The 19,401-nt window shown below is 41.9% G+C and carries 14 protein-coding genes; 10 read left to right on the top strand and 4 right to left on the bottom strand.

Going from position 1 to position 19,401, the window contains the following annotated elements; genetic code table 11:
- The 7 genes from RMX69_RS20465 to RMX69_RS20435 all read left to right on the top strand — a co-directional run.
- Positions 1-823: AraC family transcriptional regulator (locus RMX69_RS20465; protein WP_322638543.1), on the top strand; the 823-nt coding region annotated here is incomplete at its 5' end.
- A gap of 464 nt (positions 824-1,287) precedes the next feature.
- Positions 1,288-1,455 (top strand): hypothetical protein, encoded by a 168-nt coding sequence (locus RMX69_RS20460; protein WP_322638542.1) that lies wholly within the window; start codon positions 1,288-1,290, stop codon positions 1,453-1,455.
- A 217-nt stretch (positions 1,456-1,672) separates the two neighbouring features.
- Positions 1,673-2,467, top strand: coding sequence for a 30S ribosomal protein S2 (gene rpsB, locus RMX69_RS20455; RefSeq protein ID WP_322638544.1), 795 nt, complete (start codon positions 1,673-1,675; stop codon positions 2,465-2,467).
- 252 nt (positions 2,468-2,719) lie between these two features.
- Entirely contained in the window at positions 2,720-3,664 is a 945-nt protein-coding gene (tsf, locus tag RMX69_RS20450) for a translation elongation factor Ts (RefSeq protein ID WP_289799073.1), read from the top strand.
- Positions 3,665-3,914: 250 nt separating this feature from the next.
- Complete coding sequence (locus tag RMX69_RS20445) at positions 3,915-4,757, top strand: hypothetical protein (protein ID WP_289799072.1); 843 nt, start codon at positions 3,915-3,917, stop codon at positions 4,755-4,757.
- A gap of 136 nt (positions 4,758-4,893) precedes the next feature.
- Positions 4,894-7,437 (top strand): ATP-dependent DNA helicase RecG, encoded by a 2,544-nt coding sequence (gene recG / locus RMX69_RS20440; protein ID WP_322638541.1) that lies wholly within the window; start codon positions 4,894-4,896, stop codon positions 7,435-7,437.
- A 100-nt stretch (positions 7,438-7,537) separates the two neighbouring features.
- Complete coding sequence (locus RMX69_RS20435) at positions 7,538-8,239, top strand: SMI1/KNR4 family protein (RefSeq protein ID WP_322638540.1); 702 nt, start codon at positions 7,538-7,540, stop codon at positions 8,237-8,239.
- A gap of 143 nt (positions 8,240-8,382) precedes the next feature.
- On the opposite strand, the gene RMX69_RS20430 is transcribed toward RMX69_RS20435, so the two are convergent.
- Entirely contained in the window at positions 8,383-9,336 is a 954-nt protein-coding gene (locus tag RMX69_RS20430; RefSeq protein ID WP_322638539.1) for a glycosyltransferase family 2 protein, read from the bottom strand.
- A 262-nt stretch (positions 9,337-9,598) separates the two neighbouring features.
- On the opposite strand from RMX69_RS20430, the gene RMX69_RS20425 reads away from it, so the two are divergent.
- Entirely contained in the window at positions 9,599-11,938 is a 2,340-nt protein-coding gene (locus RMX69_RS20425; protein WP_322638538.1) for a PhoX family phosphatase, read from the top strand.
- Between the two features lie 790 nt (positions 11,939-12,728).
- A complete protein-coding gene (locus RMX69_RS20420) occupies positions 12,729-14,891 on the top strand; it encodes a PhoX family phosphatase (protein WP_322638537.1) in 2,163 nt (720 codons plus the stop codon).
- Between the two features lie 127 nt (positions 14,892-15,018).
- Here RMX69_RS20420 and RMX69_RS20415 read toward each other — a convergent pair whose 3' ends face one another.
- Positions 15,019-15,564: a PEP-CTERM sorting domain-containing protein gene (locus RMX69_RS20415; RefSeq protein ID WP_322638536.1), complete on the bottom strand. Its 546-nt coding sequence runs from the start codon at positions 15,562-15,564 to the stop codon at positions 15,019-15,021.
- Positions 15,565-15,883: 319 nt separating this feature from the next.
- A complete protein-coding gene (locus RMX69_RS20410) occupies positions 15,884-16,144 on the bottom strand; it encodes a hypothetical protein (RefSeq protein WP_289799066.1) in 261 nt (86 codons plus the stop codon).
- Between the two features lie 269 nt (positions 16,145-16,413).
- On the opposite strand from RMX69_RS20410, the gene RMX69_RS20405 reads away from it, so the two are divergent.
- Positions 16,414-18,483 carry a tetratricopeptide repeat protein gene (locus RMX69_RS20405; protein ID WP_322638535.1) on the top strand — a complete coding sequence of 690 codons (2,070 nt, stop codon included), beginning with the start codon at positions 16,414-16,416 and terminating at the stop codon, positions 18,481-18,483.
- Between the two features lie 11 nt (positions 18,484-18,494).
- Here the strand turns inward: RMX69_RS20405 and RMX69_RS20400 are convergent, their stop codons facing one another.
- Positions 18,495-19,283, bottom strand: coding sequence for a hypothetical protein (locus RMX69_RS20400; protein WP_289799064.1), 789 nt, complete (start codon positions 19,281-19,283; stop codon positions 18,495-18,497).
- Between the last annotated feature and the right edge of the window lie 118 nt (positions 19,284-19,401).

Raw genomic sequence — 19,401 nt, 5'->3', positions numbered from 1 at the left:
CATATTCCTTATCATTTCTTTTGTGACAGTTTCAGGTGCGGAATGTAGGTTAGAAGTCAATATTCGCTCACCACTTAACCTTGTGGTAACAAGTTTTGGGGAAACTCGTGGGATTGCTGCCTTCAATGCTGATCGACTGCAACCTTACCAAGCGCTACCAGGAGGTTTTGATATTGTGCCTCAAGGCAGTACTTATAGTTCGGTGGAAGATGCTTCTTGTTTTGTGGTGTTTGGATATTCCCAATCTTTTCTAGAGCGGATAGTCAAAGTGGAAGCAGAGGGACAGAAAATTGAATTACAGCCAGGGCAAATTCTCAAAACTCATTGGGGCTTGAGTGCTGCGATCGCTATGCAAGAATTTTTTGATAATGGACAAATTGGTGGTGCATTTTACTTAGAATCGGTTGCAACGGCGGTGTTAGCACAGATTATTCACCGACGTTCAAATCTATCTGGACGGCTCAAACGTCCACCAGAGTTTTTAGACCCAAATTTGTTAAAGTCTGCCTTGGAATACATCAGAGCGCATCTATCCGAGGAACTTAACCTGAACCAGATTGCTGCTACGGTAGGATTCAGTCCCTACCATTTCGCACGAGCATTTAAAGTCACAACTGGACTATCGCCTTATCAATATGTCCTCCGGTGTCGGCTGGAACTTGCCCAAAAACTCTTACAAAACCAAAAGCGATCGCTAGCACAGGTAGCCGCAGAAGCGGGATTTGGCAACCAAAGTCACATGACATCTGTGTTTCAACGAATGCTACGCACAACTCCCAAGCGATATCAGCAAGAAATGAGTAGTATTTTAGACCATACATAAAACTTTATGTGTAGTTTTCTGCAAGACGGTTTGAAAAACTTGATCCTCTCTTGGTTTGAAAACTTGCTATATCTGAATTTTTCACAACAGAAAATCAAGCCTTTCCAGATCATCTTCCAGGTTTTTGGTTATATCTCAACCCAATGCCAAGTAAACAATTTGTTACCTGCATCTTTGCTATATTTATTACCTTAGAGAGAATACAATAGATAAATCTCTAGCGCGTTTCAAACTAGTAAGTCTCAACAATACTGATTTAATTGATCAGACTGTTTTATACAGTCATTTGCAAGCAAAACTGAATCAAAGGATAAATAAACCGCCAGCTTTTTAAGCACCCAGAGACGCTAAGAGACTAATAGATACTTCAAGTACAGGTTAGCGTTTTATTTCCTACTTCCACTAGAAAGTCCAAGACCGATGTAGAGTCAAGAATTTACCTTCAAATACTGAGGTATCAAATTATGCAAGAAATTGAAAGATTTTTTGGCAACTTGTTCAGTGGTATAGTCAACCGCTTTAAGTATTCTGCGATGGACGCTGCCGATCGCAAAATGAGAGAAACTATCGACGAGCAGATCGAACAACGGCGACAAAAACCCAAACCCCAAGATCGAGAAGACCGCGAGTAGACTTTTAAAACAGCAAGATTTTCATTACTAAGTGGCTGCCCGATTGTTGAGTAGGCAGCACTATCTTTTTGACCTCACTCGGTCAAGCAACTACAACTCTTCGGAATATGCTAACCTAGTATGGTTAACTAATCTCGCACATCTAAGAATTCGGGTGTTTCCCGATTGGGAAATACACTTGGATGGAGGTTTAACCCGAATCGGAGTTGAAAAATATATGCCAGTAGTTTCATTGGCTCAAATGATGGAGTCAGGGGTTCACTTTGGGCATCAGACCCGGCGTTGGAACCCAAAAATGTCTCCCTACATTTATACTTCCCGCAATGGCGTGCATATTATCGACTTGGTGCAAACTGCCCAGTTGATGGACAATGCTTACAACTACATGCGATCGCACGCAGAACAAGGGAAGAAATTTCTTTTCGTCGGCACCAAGCGCCAAGCAGCTGGAATTATTGCCCAAGAAGCTAGCCGTTGTGGTTCCCACTACATTAACCAACGCTGGTTGGGTGGAATGTTGACCAACTGGGCAACCATTAAAACACGGGTTGACCGGCTAAAAGATTTAGAACGCCGTGAAGAAACTGGCGCACTAGATTTATTGCCGAAAAAAGAAGCATCAATGCTACGTCGGGAAATGACGAAGCTTCAGAAATACTTGGGCGGCATTAAAACAATGCGGAAAGTCCCCGATATCGTGGTAATTGTAGACCAACGGCGGGAATATAATGCAGTTCAAGAATGCCAAAAGCTGAGTATTCCCATTGTGTCCATGTTGGATACAAACTGTGACCCCGATGTAGTCGATATCCCCATCCCAGCAAACGACGATGCTATCAGGTCAATTAAGCTGATAGTCGGAAAATTGGCAGATGCCATTTATGAAGGTCGTCACGGTCAGCTGGATGCTGAAGATGATTACGAAGATTACGACGGTAGTGAGTATGACGATGACTACGAAGAAACCGAATATACTGATGCCGTAATTCCCGACGAGGAAACAGAAGAATAGTGCTGAGTGAAGAGTGCTGAGTGCTGAGTCCTGAGTAAGATAGAAAGACTCAGCAAATTGAATAGTGCTGAGTCTTGATTTTTGAAGTTGTAAGTTGTGATTTGTCAATGAAGAATAAAATTGATAACTGAACACTCAAAACTCAGCACGGGCTAAACGCCGAGCTAACGCTAACAAAACTCAGTACTCAGTACTCAGTACTAAATTAGGTGAGTGATTACAACTCGAGGTCAAGTTAGGAATTGAGGCAACATGGCGGAAATATCTGCAAAACTCGTCCAAGAGCTACGCCAAAAAACTGGTGCCGGCATGATGGACTGCAAAAAGGCGCTGATAGAGACTGAAGGCAACGTAGAAGAAGCCGCAGACTGGCTACGCAAAAAGGGCATCTCTAAGGCGGGAGCAAAAAGCGATCGCATTGCGGCAGAAGGTCTAGTAGACACTTACATTCAACCCGGAGGTCGGGTGGGTGTACTCATAGAAGTCAACTGCCAAACCGACTTTGTTGCTCGTAACGAGGCTTTTAAAGCTTTAGTTAAGAATCTAGCAAAGCAAGCAGCGACAGCTGATAGTGTTGAGTCTTTGTTAGCTCAACCCTATATTGAGAATGAAAGTGCGACTGTAGAAGAATCCATCAAGCAAACTATCGCCACCCTTGGTGAAAACATCCAAGTGCGCCGCTTTGTTAATTTTGCAATAGCAGAAGGCACACAAGGTGTAGTAGACAGCTACATTCACACTGGTGGTCGAGTTGGTGTATTAGTAGAACTGGGTTCCCAAACTGAGTCAGTAGCTGCTAATTCAGAGTTCCAAACCTTGGCACGGAACACTGCAATGCAAGTTGCGGCTTGTCCCAATGTCGAGTATGTGAGCGTAGACCAAATCCCCGCCGAAATTGCCCAAAAGGAAAAAGACATTGAAATGGGCAAGGATGATTTGGCGAACAAGCCTGAAAACATCAAAGAAAAGATTGTTCAAGGACGGATTGAAAAACGCCTGAAAGAATTGACTTTGCTTGATCAGCCTTACATTCGCGATCAGAGTATTTCCGTGGAAGACTTGATAAAGCAAGTGAAGGCACAATTAGGCGAAGAGATTCAAGTGACTCGCTTTGTCCGTTATATATTGGGCGAAGGCATTGAAAAGCAAGAAATGAGCTTTGCTGATGAAGTCGCTGCACAAATGGGCACTAAGTAATATTAGTTAGGAGTTAGGAGTTAGGAGTTAGGAGTTAATAGGAAGTTAGCTTCATAATTCATAACTTATAATTCTTAATTCCTAACTGCTTAAAGGACAGGTCAAGCAAATAGCCTGACCTGTATTTTATTTAAAAAAGACAGAAAATTTCGCATTTGATTTAAAATCTAAAATTCTCTGAAAAGTTATCCTAAAATAAGTTTGTACATTTGTACTATGTAATGGTTCAGATGGGCAAGAGCGAAAAAATATGGCAAGAGCAATCGAGCGAATTGAGCAGGATATTGCAGCGCTCCAAGAAGCGATCCGGGCGATCGCAATCGAACTACAAAGCGCTTATGCTAGTTATCTAAATACCTTGGGACTAGCTGTACGCAAACAGTTGATTCTCGCAAGTTACCACCTCTGCACTCAAGGATATCCCGAAAACTTTCTGCATTTGTCATTGAATCAGCGCCAACAATTGCAACAAGCTATTCGTAAGTTGGGTCAACTGGCAGCTGAACAATTGCTCATTTATCTTACAAGTGAAGAATCAGGGGAAGATGAAGTAGATGAGATGGATGAGGTAGATGAGGAAGTAATATCCTCTTCATCTTCACTATTTCTGAACACTTATAATTCTCAGTATCTCACTGCCAACACCTCCGATCCGATAGAACTGGCAAAATGGCAACAGAAATTAGAAGAGGTTGCCCAAGAGATACTGAAACAACTTTCGCACGATGCTAATCTTTTGTTACAAAAAGCTGGAGTATTGCCGAAAAAATTACCAGAACCGATTTTAGCAGCAGCGGCGGCAGCATCAGAAGCATCTGCGGAGGTCATGCCAGGGCCACCCAATTTATTAAACTTAGTAATTGAAATTGAAAATGAGCAACAGTCAGAAGATTCTGGACTGACTCAAATTATGGCTATTAACTTGCGACTAGGAGAAATTGAATTTGCTGATGTGACACTTTCCTCCGATCGCAAGCGAATCCGCAGTATTTTAGTTCAGCTAAACAAACTAGGACGAGAGTATAAAAAAAGATATAAAGAAAAGGCGATCGCTGAAGCGGAAGCTGCATGGCGCGCTAGTTGGTTTGAATAAAGTTATGAGTTATGAATTATGAGTTATGAGTTATTTATTCTTAACTCCTAACTCCTCAACGCCACTTGCTACAACGGGGGGAACCCCCGCAACGCAGTGGCTCCTCCTAACTCCTCACTCCTAACTCTGCTGACCAATGACTAATGAAAAACCAGATTGGATACGATTGCACAAAGCCTTGGCAATAGAAGCTGAACGTGGCTTTACAGACTTGATGGGCAGAGAATACCGTTTCAGTGAATTTCTCAGCCTAACTTTGGGCAAATTCCCAACAGGCTTACCCCAAACTGAACGCCGCCGTTGGCAAGGATTAGCGGTGCAATTTGCTAGTTATCCACATCTAGCACAGGAAGAAAGGCAGCATTTGGTAGCAGAGACTCGTAGGTATCTTTCCCAACTACAGCAGGAGGAGGAGGGGGAGCAGGGGAAGCAGGGGAGCAGCACTTCGACTACGCTCAGTGACCGGGGAGCAGGGGAGCAAGGGAAAACTTATCAATCCAAAGTTCAAAATCGTTCGACTGAGCGTAGCCGAAGTCCAAAATCTCCAATTGTTACTGAGGTGAGTCGGAGACTTGCACCAAAAATTGAGCAAAAACTCAGTGATTTACCAGAAATAGGCTTTAAAAAAGCTGATAATTTGGCACGGCTTGGTTTACACACTGTCCGCGATTTGCTTTTCTACTATCCTCGTGACCATATTGATTATGCGCGTCAGGTGAATATCCGCGAGTTACAGGCGGGTGAGACGGTGACAATAGTGGCAACTGTAAAGCGTTGCAACTGCTTTACTAGCCCTAAAAATCAGAAATTATCAATTTTAGAATTGGTAGTAAAAGATAACAGCGGTCAAATCAAAATTGGCCGTTTTTACGCAGGTACGCGCTTTAGCAGTCGCGCTTGGCAAGAAAGTTTAAAACGCCGTTATCCAGTAGGTAGCATTCTGGCGGCCTGTGGATTGGTGAAAGAAAGTAAATACGGCTTGACACTGGATAATCCAGAACTAGAGGTTTTGGCAAGTCCAGGAGATACGATTGAGTCGCTAAATATTGGGCGGGTAGTACCAATTTATGGACTAACTGAAGGCGTGGTGGCGAATACAGTGCGACAGGCGGTAATTGCTGCTTTGCCTGCTGCGGCTAACCTAAAAGACCCGTTGCCAAGTGGTTTGCGGCAGAAGTATAGTTTGATGGAATTGAAAGATGCGATCGCTAATATCCATTTTCCCAGTGATAGTGACGCTTTAAAAGTTGCCCGTCGTCGCCTAGTTTTTGATGAATTTTTCTACCTACAACTTGGCTTACTGCAACGTCAACAGCAAGCAAGAGCGATTCAAACCAGCGCCATCCTTGTCCCACGCGGTCAACTTGTAGAGAAATTTCACGAAATACTGCCTTTTCAACTTACTGGCGCACAGCAACGAGTTCTCAACGACATTCTCAACGATTTACAAAAACCTGTGCCAATGAATCGTTTGGTGCAAGGTGATGTCGGTTCTGGTAAAACAGTCGTCGCAGTGTTAGCTATCCTTGCAGCAATTCAATCTGGCTACCAAGCGGCGCTGATGGCTCCCACAGAAGTTTTAGCAGAACAACATTATCGCAAGTTGGTTAGCTGGTTTAACCTCTTGCATTTACCAGTGGAATTACTGACAGGTTCCACTAAAGCTGCTAAACGAAGACAAATACATTCTCAGTTAGGAACTGGTGAATTACCTCTGTTAGTAGGAACTCATGCCTTGATTCAAGACCCTGTAAACTTCCAGCAATTAGGGTTAGTAGTGATAGATGAACAGCATCGCTTTGGGGTAGAACAACGGGCACGTTTGCAGCAAAAAGGCAATCAACCTCATGTGTTAACTATGACAGCTACCCCGATTCCCCGAACCTTAGCACTGACGATACACGGGGATTTGGATGTGAGCCAAATTGATGAGTTACCACCGGGGCGGCAAAAGATTCAGACAACAGTATTGTCAGGTCAGCAACGCAACCATGCTTACGACCTGATCCGCAGAGAAATTGTCCAAGGTAGACAGGTTTATGTGGTTTTGCCCTTGGTGGAAGAATCAGAAAAATTAGATTTGCGATCGGCTGTTGACGAGCATCAAAAGCTACAGGAAAGTGTTTTTCCCGATTTTCAAGTGGGGTTACTGCATGGTCGCATGAGTTCCGCTGAAAAAGACGAATCTATTACCAAATTTCGTGACAACCAAACGCAAATTTTGGTTTCTACTACCGTTGTTGAGGTTGGTGTAGACGTACCTAATGCTACAGTAATGCTCATTGAAAATGCAGAGCGATTTGGCTTATCACAACTGCATCAACTGCGGGGGCGCGTTGGTCGGGGTGCAGCTCAGTCTTATTGTCTATTGATGAGCAGTTCCAGAAGCCCTGATGCTCAACAACGGTTGAAGGTATTGGAACAATCTCAGGATGGTTTTTTCATCTCAGAGATGGATATGCGTTTTCGTGGCCCAGGGCAAGTACTGGGAACTCGCCAATCTGGAGTGCCAGATTTTACCTTGGCGAGTTTGGTTGACGATGAGGAAGTTTTACTTTTAGCACGGCAAGCAGCGGAGAAAATAGTAGAAATGGATGTTACTTTAGAGCGTTGGTATTTAATGAAAGAAGAGTTGAAGTATCGATATGAGCGGTTGATGGGTGGGGCGATTTTAACGTAATATATCTCAGTTAGTTTAAGAGAGAAACTGACTATACATTCCTAGCTTTAATAGAGAGATTATAGTTAAAAAGCCTTTAGAGATAAGAAGATTAATTGATATGTCGGCGATGATAGAAGCTATTGAGCGGATTGCAACTTACTATTCAAGTTTCGATGCTCCAACAAGTCTTGACATGAAAGTGTTTTATTGGATGCTGAATAATGGATATGACGCAGTAGGAAAAGATGTACAGGAACTGCGAAAGTCTCTTACTCCTGAAACATTTCAAAAAGTAGTATCTAATTACTCTACTCCGAAATTAACTCTTGAACAAATACAAGAAATTACAAGAGATTATCCATTCCAGTTACCTTTAGAAATAATTGATTTATATCAAAAAGGTAATGGTTGTTTACCTATTGGTTTGGCTGACACATCAAAAGATTGGAACTCCTTTGATAATTACTTTAACTTTCCCTTTATTACTGATGATTCTTTTTTTTCGTTAGAAAAAGCTATGAGTATGTACAAAGGTTTAGTACGTCAAGCTATACACAATGACAAGATTGATCCACGCTGGTTCCCGATTGATTGTTTTGAGGATTTAATATTAGCTGTAATTGGTAGTGAAGAACAGCAAGTTACCTCACCCGTAATCAGCTTCTACGATAGTGATTTTATCCTGAAAATTGAGTGGCCGAGTTTGACAAATATGTTACTTGCTTGGGTTGAGATTCGAGAACAAAGCTTAAATGAGCATGAATTTGCAATTGAGAAGATACATAAAAAATACAGCAAGGGCAAAAGTAAAACAGCGTAACATAGTGACAATGATTGGGCTGATTTGGGGTTGAATACTCTACTGTAGGCGCTTTTAACCCCATGTCGGCTTTCCCCTAAATCCCGACATACTGCATCTTTACACGGTTGATTACACGGTGGTACTTCCCAAAGGTGTTTAAATCATAATACTTGCTGCATTTGAGCATAGGCTTCATAAACACCCTTCACGTTGTACCAATTGAGGAAAATTCGGGCAATTTCTAAAGCTAATTGCGGTTTACCTAAGTTAATTAGCCATTGCAATAACGGAGCCATTGTCCGTTCATTTAACGTACCATTGAGTGACAAAATCCCCCAAAGTAAGCGATGCAGCCAAGTCATTTGAATCATCATTCGCACTTCCCATGTTGGATGCTTTTGATAAAATAAAACTCCCATTCGTCCGCGTTGAATTTCTTGGTCAATCAATCGGGGAATTTGCTCCAAGTTAAATGCTGGATGCCAGTGATATCCTACAGCTTCTGGACATTTAATTAGTGTCAAACCTAGTTTTTTCAACCGCACACCTAATTCTAAATCTTCCCAGCCATAGAGTTGAAAACTAGTATCAAAAAGTCCCGCTTTATCTAACCAATGTTTGGGAATTGCTACATTTCCCGTAGCAAAAAAAGCTGCTGAAAAATCTGTGACTTTGTAGGGTTCAGCCGTTGGATTATTGAAATTACAAGTATTAATAACTGCACCGTAAGTGAAAAAGCGATCGCTCCTCAATTTCTCTTTCCCCTGCACTAGTGCGTCAGCATGAGCTTGCAGGAAGTTCTTCAACACTACTAAATCGCTATCAATAAAGATAATTGTGTCTCCCTGCGCCTGTTCTACCCCCAAATTTCGAGCCGCAGCTGGGCCAGCATGATCTTGCTGAAACCAGCGCACATGAGGAAACTCCTCTTTGTGTGCTGCTAACCACTCCAATGTGCCATCAGTAGAACCATCATCTACCAAGACAATCTCGTAACCAGTAACGGAACTTGGCTGACTTAACTCCTGCAACTCCAAGGCGCGGAGGCACTTTTCTAAAATCGGTTGGCGATTATAAGTCGGTATCACAACGCTGAAAAACACAGTCTCACCCACAACACTATTGATTTATCCATCTCCAGGATAGGACAGATGGGGCGCTTACACTGTTCCTTACTTGATTCGGGCTAAGGAAATAGTAAGAGGGATAATTTTTAGTTAATTCACTTATAACCTTAGCTTAATTATTTTCAATTAAAGTAAATAATAAAATAATTATCCCTTTATTGTTAATAACTTATTCGTTATTTAAGCGGCAAATTTTCAGAAATTAGAGTTTATTTCTACTAGTTTTTTCTGTCACACAGAGGAAAGTTTGATGTCTAAATTAAGTCGGAGAGAACTTTTAATATTTCTTGCTGGCAGTGCTGGTGCTGCTATTTTGGGAGACAAACTTCTAAATAGTTTTGCTAGTGGGGCAGATGTAAAAACGCCCAGTATCAGCTTTACACCTGTACGCTTACCACATCCTTTACCAATTTATCAACAACAGAAAAATTTCTTGCCAACAGGAATTGGTCAGGGAGAAGTAGTTAATGTATCTGCGGATATTAAGTTAGGTAGCTACAACGTTATTGATGATGTGATAGTGCCGCCAGAGTACGAACGTTATGTAATTGTCAGTTGGGGCGATCGCGTCTTTCCCAACAAAGATGATTATTTCGGTTATAATAACGATTTCACTGGGTTTATTCCCCTTGCAAAAACTAATGATGTCGGCTATTTATGGGTAAATCATGAATACATTAGTTTTCCATTTTCTAGTTTAGTCGTAGAAGATTCATCCGATCTAAAAGGACTGCCCGACGCATTTGAAAACGTAATTGGTTGGGCTTTACCCTCCAGCAGAAATATTGAAGTTGAAGGTGAATTTTTATATAATCAAGGCGGCTCAATCGTTCGTATCTCTCGCCAGAATAAGAATAAACGTTTTGCTGTAGTAAAAGATGCTAAAAATCGCCGCATTCATGGTCTATCTGGGTTAGGAATTAATAGCCAACGCAATGATGACTACAAAAGTATCACAGCTTGGGGAAGTCGCAATCATCAAAAAGGTGACAAAAATTATTTAATCGGAACTGGCCCAGCTGCAACCCAAGTTTTTAATCTCTCCTCTGATGAATTGGGCAACAAAATTATTGGTACTGCCTTCAACTGTTCTGGCGGTAAAACTCCTTGGGGAACGATTTTATCTGCGGAAGAGAACTTCCAAAATAGCTTCACAGAAGGAGTCAAAGCTAATGGTACTCAGACAGATTATACAGACAAAACTATCGGCAAGACTTTTGGTTTAGTTGGCGAAAAATACGGCTGGATTGTAGAAATTGACCCCAAAAATCCGAAATACCGCCCCCGCAAACACACTTCCTTGGGTCGTTTTCGCCATGAAAATGTTGCCCTGCGCGTTGAAAAAGGCAAAAAATTGGTTGCTTACTTGGGTGATGACAGACGCGGGGGACACACTTGGAAATTTGTCAGCGCAAAAACTATTTCTTCACCCACCAGTAAAACGAACAGTAGCTTATGGGAAAAGGGAACCTTGTATGTTGCCCGTTACAATCCAGACGGTACAGGTAAATGGATACCGTTACTTTTAACTACTGCTACCAATCCAATTACACCGACAGTTCTATCTTCTGTAGAATTTGCTGCCTTGCAGAAAGTACAAAAAGAAGGTCTTTTACCACTACCGAGACGCAATGGGATTGCAGGTGAAACCAAAGATGGTGGTACATTTAAATGCGATCGCACTAACGAAACAAAAGCACTACCTGATTATCAAAATAAGAAACTCTCTGACTTCTACTCTAGCCAAGGTGCTGTACTCACTGACGCCTTTTTAGCTGCAAACTTAGTCGGGGGAACTCCCACAGCGCGTCCAGAAGATGTAGAAGTGCATCCAACCACCAAAGAAGTCTTCATTGCCTATACTGATGGTGCGCCAGGAAGCGATGGTTATCCTGATTCGCGGATTTTTCAAGTTGCCAAGTTAAGTACAGATGCCAAGGCGACTCAGCAATCAGGAGGACTGTACAAAATTATTGAAGATAGTGCTGATGCCACAGGTTTAACCTTCCGGTGGCAGAGATTTGCCCAAGGTGGCGAAGCAGGTTCAGTTAATGGTGCTGGTTTTGCCAACGTTGATAATCTAGTTTTTGACAATCAGGGAAATGTTTGGGGTGTCACGGATATGTCTACCGACACTCACAACGGTTTTGATGTAGGTGCTGAAGGTAAGCAAACCAAAATCGATCATACCGTTAGTGGTAATGTTTCTGATTTTACCGGAGTATTCGGTAATAACTGGCTATTTTTTATCCCTACCAGTGGTGCAAATGCCGGACAGGTAATACCGTTTGCTCATGGGCCAGTGCGTTGCGAAATGACCGGGCCAACTTTTGTCGGAAATACACTGATTATTTCAGTACAACATCCTGGTGAAGATTGTCCAATTAACGATGGCACAATCCTAAGTCGCAGCATTGAATTACTAGATTTGAATGGTACTACATTCAATCAAACTCGAAGTTTACCTCGTGGCAGTAGTTGGCCAAGTAATATCTCGAAAAGTGATGGTGGTAAGGAGCAAGCTACAGGTATCCCCCGACCATCTGTAATTGGTATTCGCCCGAAAAATTCTCGCAGTCAGTTTATTTAAGCTGATATTTTACAACACTCTCAATTAGCACCATCGCCCGCCCAGAAATTTATTCTGAGCGGTTATTATATCTGCTGTAATATATCAGCTTTGACTCACATCTCACATTATTTTTAATAACTTTATTTTGTAGGATAAAGACTGTCTATTGATGCCAAATACCTTAATTTTAGTGTTTGTGTTGTTACCCATATTACAGTTATTGCTTGCCGAAATTTAGTCTCAGATAGCCATCTGTATTTGTCAAACATAATTCATCCTGAATTATGACCGGAAAAGCTGACAGTAGTCTACTAATGTCTGAATAATTCGGTTTACAGCAATTTTCATATATTTGAACCACACCTGTCGTAGGAGCGCAAGTCCTTGCGCCCCTACGACAGGTCTATCTACCTGAAAATACCTGTAAGACCCCCGCCAAATTGAAGTTTGCTAGTCTTCAATCAGTCGGGAATTCAGACCCGCGACTTCTGAATTCTTCTTCAATTATCGAAAATATATTCTGATCAAAGAAAGTTATTGATAAATTCAAATTAATCAATATATAACCCAATGTTAATACTTAGTAACTAAATTAAAGTAAGCATGACTATTTTAGTCTGTGTAAGCAGCATCAGACAGTCTTAATTTGTTATTCATTGCTATCTATTAGCTGTTAAATATGTGTCAAATCTCAATAAAAATCTAAGTAATTGTTGTAAATATATAGAGTTTTTATTTACCAAATTACTCATGTTATTGAGAGATGAACTGAATAGCAACCTCGCAAGCCTTAAACGGAGAACAAAGAATGAAAGGACGCTCTCACCCTAAAAACAATTTGACCCTCAACCCATCTGGTAACGAGTCAATTCGTGATGTGATTGACCGCGTTAGCTTGAGTCGGCGGCGGTTCATCATGACGGCTGTGGGTACGTCGGTGCTAACTGTTGTGGGCGATGTTTCCATCGGTGGCTTTCTCCAAAGTGTTGATGCAGCGCCGATTCCCAAGGGAACTGGATTTGCTGGCATAGGCTTCAAGAGCATTCCACCGAATCTACTCAACCCAGCTACAGGACTTCTGGAAAAGGATCTTGTCAGTGTTCCTGAAGGTTATACAGCCAAAGTGCTGATTGCTTGGGGAGATCCGATTGCACCTGGTGGCCCGACTTGGCTAGCAGATGCCTCCCAAGATGCGGCTGCTCAAGAAAAGCAGTTTGGTATGCACAATGATGGGATGCACTACTTTCCTTTACAACCAGGGAATGTTGTTGGTCGGACAGTAAGTTCACAAACAAGATCGCTAAGAGGCTTTTTAAACCAGCCCATCAATACTGGTCTGTTGTGCGTTAACCATGAGTACACCCAGGAATCAATTTTGCATCCAGATGGCCTGGATGTAGTCACAATTGCCAAGGTACGGAAGTCTCAGGCTGCTCATGGCGTGTCTGTTGTGGAAATTTCCAAAAATGGCAATGGCTGGAGTTTTAATCGTAATTCGTCTTATGGTCGCCGCATTACCGGCAACACCAAGATGCGAGTATCGGGGCCTGCGGCTGGCGATGCATTGTTAAAGTCGAAAAAGTTTTCAATTCAGCCAACTGGCTCTGTTGACACCGGCACACTTAATGACGGCTACACCGCTTATGGTACTCTCAACAACTGCGCCAACGGCTATACTCCTTGGGGCACTTACTTAACCTGCGAAGAGAACTGGAACGGCTACTTTGCTAATCCTACAGGAGATGTAGCTGCAATTCCAGGCATCGAAAAGTCTGATATCCTCGCAGGGCAGAATCGATACGGTGTACCTAGACAGTCTAGCTATCGCTGGCCAGAAGTTGATCCACGATTCGATGCCAGCACCAACCCACTTGAACCCCATTTATTCGGCTGGGTGGTTGAGATTGATCCCTACAATCCGCAAAGCAAACCAGTCAAGCGTACTGCCCTTGGTCGGTTCAAGCATGAGAGCGCTCAGGTTGTTGTTGATGACAATAACCGTGTTGCTTTCTATCAGGGTGATGACGAGCGCAACGAGTATATCTACAAGTTCGTTTGTGCCCAAACTTTCAATCCCGGAAATCGTTCTGCTAACCGCGATTTGCTTGATAACGGTGTTTTATACGTTGCCAAATTCAATGACAACGGTACTGGTAAGTGGCTTCCTTTGGTCTACGGTCAGAATGGTTTGACACCAGAGAACGGTTTCAGAAACCAAGCTGAAGTGCTGGTTAAGACAAGACAAGCTGCGGATAGAGTCGGCGCAACCATGATGGATCGCCCAGAGTGGGTAGCTGTGCGTCCTCGGATCGGTGGATATAAAGAGATTGAAGTCTACTGCACATTGACCAACAATAATCGTCGGGGCACAACTCCAGTTTCCTCCAACCAGCCAGACGGCACAACAGCAGCAGGCGGTGCGCGTCCTCCCGTGAATCCTCCCAACCCACGTCCTGACAACCGTTACGGTCACATCATTCGCTGGCGCGAAGATGGACGCAGCGTTACAGCAACTACCTTCAAATGGGATATCTTCTTTGAAGCTGGCGACAAAACTAGACCCGAACCAAATCTCAAGGGCAACATTAAAGGTGACGATTTAAGTTCACCAGATGGTCTCTGGTTCGACGACTTCGGACGCCTTTGGATTCAGACTGACCACGCAGGTGATGGTATCGGCGACTTGGTAAACATCGGTAGCAACACTATGTCATGTGCTGACCCCAATACCAAACAAGTTAGGCGCTTCTTAACCAGCCCTACGGATTGTGAAGTAACTGGTATTACTAGTACACCCGATGGCAAAGCGATGTTTATCAACATCCAACACCCAGGCGATCGCGGAGATGCCTCGAATCCCACACTCGGCAGCAATTGGCCTAATAGTCAAGGGTATGGCCCATCAGGTCGCCCACGTTCATCAGTGGTAGTAATTACCCGTAATGACGGTGGCGTTATTGGTGGTCTTTAAAAACGATAGGAACAGATTTATTTAGCGATCGCTCCTTTGTCACTACAGTATCTTAAATAGTTTTAAATCACCTTAATCCTTAACCTAAATACGGGCAAGGATAAGGTGATTTACTCATTGTCTACAGTTAACCCATAACTTTTGTTGCTCTCTTCTTGCGTTGCATCCACAATCCCATAACAGCAGCAAAAGCCGTACCACCAACAGCTAACGGTTCGGGTACTTTAGCGTAGCTTACAGTACCTACTTGTGTTGTATTTACTGATTGATCAATCAGATAAAAGTTGTTTCCTCCAACATCTGGAGTATTTGGATCGCTTGCGATCGCAAATTGGTCTGCAATAAAATAGCTTAGTCCCAAAATTTTGCCATTATTAAAGCTAGCTATAGGAAAACTGTTAAAATCAGTATCATCTACCTCTGTATAGTTAGTACCTAAGTAGTTGAATGCCACTACTAATCCATTCTCCACTCCCAATGTTTCAAGACCTGTATTGGTTAAAGTGGAGTCATCATACTGAAAAGAGCCAAAATACTGACCGGGGCGATCGCCAGATGTTGCATTTACGGTGAAATCATAATTAACTAAGGCAGCTTGCGTCGGTTTAACAACAGCAGCAACCGAGATAGCAACAGCAAAAACCGCAACGCTAATATCTTTAGCTAATTTCATCAGAAAAATCTCCGAAACTAAAAAATGAATAATTCTGTAATCTCACTTAAATAAACTTTTAACCAATGTATATAGGTTAAGAAATAACCAACAAAAGACGATCTTTGTTAAATCTTTAAGGTTGTCAGATATATATAAATTTTGTGTAAACTTATTTCAATATTTACAGTAGGTTATGTTTTGAGTTTAGGCGTAGGCGTACTCACACATAGCAATCCTATCTAAGTTGTGAAAATGAACAAACCGCTTTTTCTGCGAAATACCAAGAAGAGAAAAAGAAGTTTTCACATCTAATTTAGGACTGCTATAGTTGCGAAAATCAGGCATGGAGATTTGCTTGTTCCTGCAACCACGGATCTACAGGTTGTCCATCTTTACGGCGTAATTCAATTTCCACAACCATCACTTCTTTGGAACCAGGAGGTGCAGGTTTTTTATGGAAAAGAATGTCATAATCTTCTGGATTATGTTTACGTTCTTTCAACCATTCCTGTACCTTGGTTGTGGCAAAAAATGATTGCCCTTGCTCAAACATTCGGGTAATCTGCAATTGCAGTGTGTAAGGATTTATGCGACCCATTTTCTACCGCCTTTGTTAAGTTAATTTGAGAACAAGTAATCTATAAATACAAGATAGTAATGTTATAGTAGGACATCACCAAAAATTGTCACAAACTTGACTGCACTCTACGACTAAAGTTGTACGTACACTCAGGACGAGAAAACGGATTAGTTAAGGATTGTTCAGAATTTTACACTGCCTCTACAACATTTAACCACTTAATTCTGTTATAGATTGGAGAGAGGCACGCCGCTTCAAAAACTGACCAACAGACTCAGATGGTTGTTATGCAGAGCAAAAATCAAGCTGTTTTCGCTTTAATTGGAAAAAGTACTATTGTATTTTTACCCTTATTGTTATCCATTGGAATCGCCAGTGGACAATCTGCACCATCACCCAACCCAGCACTAACTCCGGCTCCGGTGTTATCGAATTCAGAACGGGAAGAGTTAGCACGACTACGAGCAGAAAAACGAATTCAACAGCAAGTCCAATCTGATTTTAAAAGCACTTTTAGCCGCACAACTATATTACTAGATATTTGGCTAGTTATACTAAGTCTTTTTCCAGTCGCAGTCATTGCTTTGTTATGGCTGTTGCGACGGGTGATAATTCGGGAAATTGTTGATAGGGCAATGCAACAAGTCCAGGGAATGGAAAAATTACAAAATCAGCTAACCACCGTTAAACAAGAAGCTGAAAAGGTTATTCAAGATGCGAAAAAAATAAATTCTGAATTAGAACAGGAAGCAACTGCTTTACAACAAAAAATTAAAAATGAACAAGAAAATGTATCTATTCTGATATCCGATCTGGATTTAAATAAAGTACAGGTATTAAGTAGATTAGAAGCGGAACTAAAAAAATCTCAAGAAAATATAGAAAATTTAGAGTCAAAATTTGCGTTGGGGTTATCTAAGTTAGAGTTTGATGCTCAACAACAAAAAGATATAGCACTGGAAAATTTAGGAAAATTAGCATCTGCGATCGCAGAAGAACTATCTAAGTTAAAGTTAGGTGTGCAACAACAGCAAGAACTAGCCGTTGCTGATGTAGAAATATCAAAGTCTGAGTTCACATCTCAACTTTCTGGATGGCAGTCTGATGCTCAACAGCAAAAAGATATAATTTTTGAAAGTTTAACAAAATTACAGGCAGAATTTGTAGAAAAGTTATCCGAATTACACGTTGATGCTCAACAGCAAAAAGAGATTGCCGTTAACAATTTAGGTATATTTGATCGGGAACTTAAATCTCAATTATCTGAATTACAGGTAGATGCTCAAGAACAAAAAAATAAAATTCTTGCGAGTTTAGAAGTATTGCAGTCAGAATTTAAATTGCAATTATCTGAATTACAAGTCGATGCTCAAAAATCTAAAGAGCTAATCATTGAGAATTTAGAAAAATCTGGTTCTGAGTTTAGTTCGCAATTCTCAGAATTACAATGGAATGCTCAACAACAACAAATTCTCATTTTAGAGAAGTTAGAAAGATTAGAAACTGAGTTTGTCTCTCAACTCTCTGAGTTACAATTGGATGCCCAAGAAAGAAAGGATCTAATTCTTCAAGAACTAACTGAAATTACGCCGGAATCGATTCTAGAAGTGGTGAATTTTGAAGTTGAGCAAGAAATACAGGAACAGCCGCAACAACCGGAATTCACTGCTGATGAGTATGTAAAACAGGGAGACGATCTGTTTTCTCAAAGGCGCTATGAAGATGCGATCGCAGCTTACAACCAAGCAGTGAAAATCCAACCTGATGAACCTGTGACTTGGTTAAAACGTGGTTTAACTTTGGGAAGGTTGAAACGCTACCAAGATGCGATCGCATCCTATGATAAAGCGATTGCGATTCAGCCAGATTATCATCAAGCTTGGTGCGATCAGGGCGTTGCTTTTGGAAACTTACAACAACATCAGCAAGCCTTTGCCTCATTTGACAAAGCTACACAAATCAAACCTGACGATGCCGTTGCCTGGTTAAATCGCGGTCTTTCCCTAGTAGCATTAGAACAATACGAAGAGGCAATCGTCTCCTTTGAGAAAGCCCTGGAATTCCAACCCAATTCTCCCAAAATCTGGGATAAACACGGTTATACATTGGTAAGATTGGGACGCGATGATGAAGCGATCGCTAGTTTTAACAAAGCCTTAGAAATTAAGCCAGATTATGCCAGTGCTTATTACAACAAAGCAGCCTGTTACGCACTGCAAAGACAAGTTGACCGATCTCTGTTAACTTTACAACAAGCGATTGAACTGAATCCCAGGTATAAAGAAGACGCAGCAAGTGACCTCGATTTTGATGATATTGCCGACGATGAGCGCTTTAAGTTGTTAGTTGCAGAATAAAATGTCATTTGTCATTTGTCATTCTCCCCCTGCTCCCCTGCTCCCCTGCTCCCCACACCTGGGTTATGTTCGCTAGACATGGCTTTGAGTTTAGATGTGAAAGAATCAGAGCGATCGCTTGTTTCGGGGGTAAATTGCCCGATTGGGGCATGAATAGGAGCAGGTGGAAGCAGTTTTGGCTGTCGTTGATGATGGTTTTGTGATGGGGAAAGCGCTGGACTTTCTTGTGAAGTTTGCCTCTGGCTGACAGCAGATAATCGCTCAAGGGTTGCCGAAGAGGTAAATTTCCCAGAAAGCGGAGACTTCAAGACGGTTTTATTGTCTCTATCTTCCTGCTTTCCATCTTCTTCGGTCAAAGATGTTTTTGGTTCATAACTTTTCAGTTGGAGAGTCGCAGTATTGCTGTGTTGATAGCCATTGCGAATCCTAGCTGGTGGTAATTGAGGACTCGTCACTTGCTCTAGAGTGGGTTTTTTCTTGGCTGGCGGTAGAGCTGGTGCAGCCGATGACGTTAAGCTTTGAGGAAATTTGCTACAAATCATCCGTTCAAATTCCATGTTGAAATGATATGTAGCCTGATCCCGGCGCTGCCAAAATACTAAAATTTGCTGCACGGAAACGGCTTTATAACGACCTTGATATAGTGCCTCAATCACTGCCAGGTGTAGCCAATTAAGGGGGTATTGCGTTTGCCAACGCTCAACTAGCTCATTGGCACTATACCCACTGAGATCGAAACTATAGTTAATTAATAAGGCGATCGCCAAGTTGGCAGAGGTGTCTGGAAGTGTTGTTAACATGGGGCTATTAGCTTTAGGCAATAGGTCTAAGATTTGTCACCCATCGCATATTAGCCTAGCGTGCTTTTAACTACATGGTTTATTTTTCCAATAGTTGTCAAGCCAATAGGCAGTGTTC

Origin of the sequence: Nostoc sp. EspVER01 (genome assembly GCF_034530635.1) — a bacterium.
In the GTDB taxonomy this organism is placed as follows: Bacteria; Cyanobacteriota; Cyanobacteriia; order Cyanobacteriales; family Nostocaceae; genus Nostoc.
The sequence above is the reverse complement of the archived record's forward strand: the minus strand, read 5'-3'. Positions and strand labels throughout refer to the sequence as shown.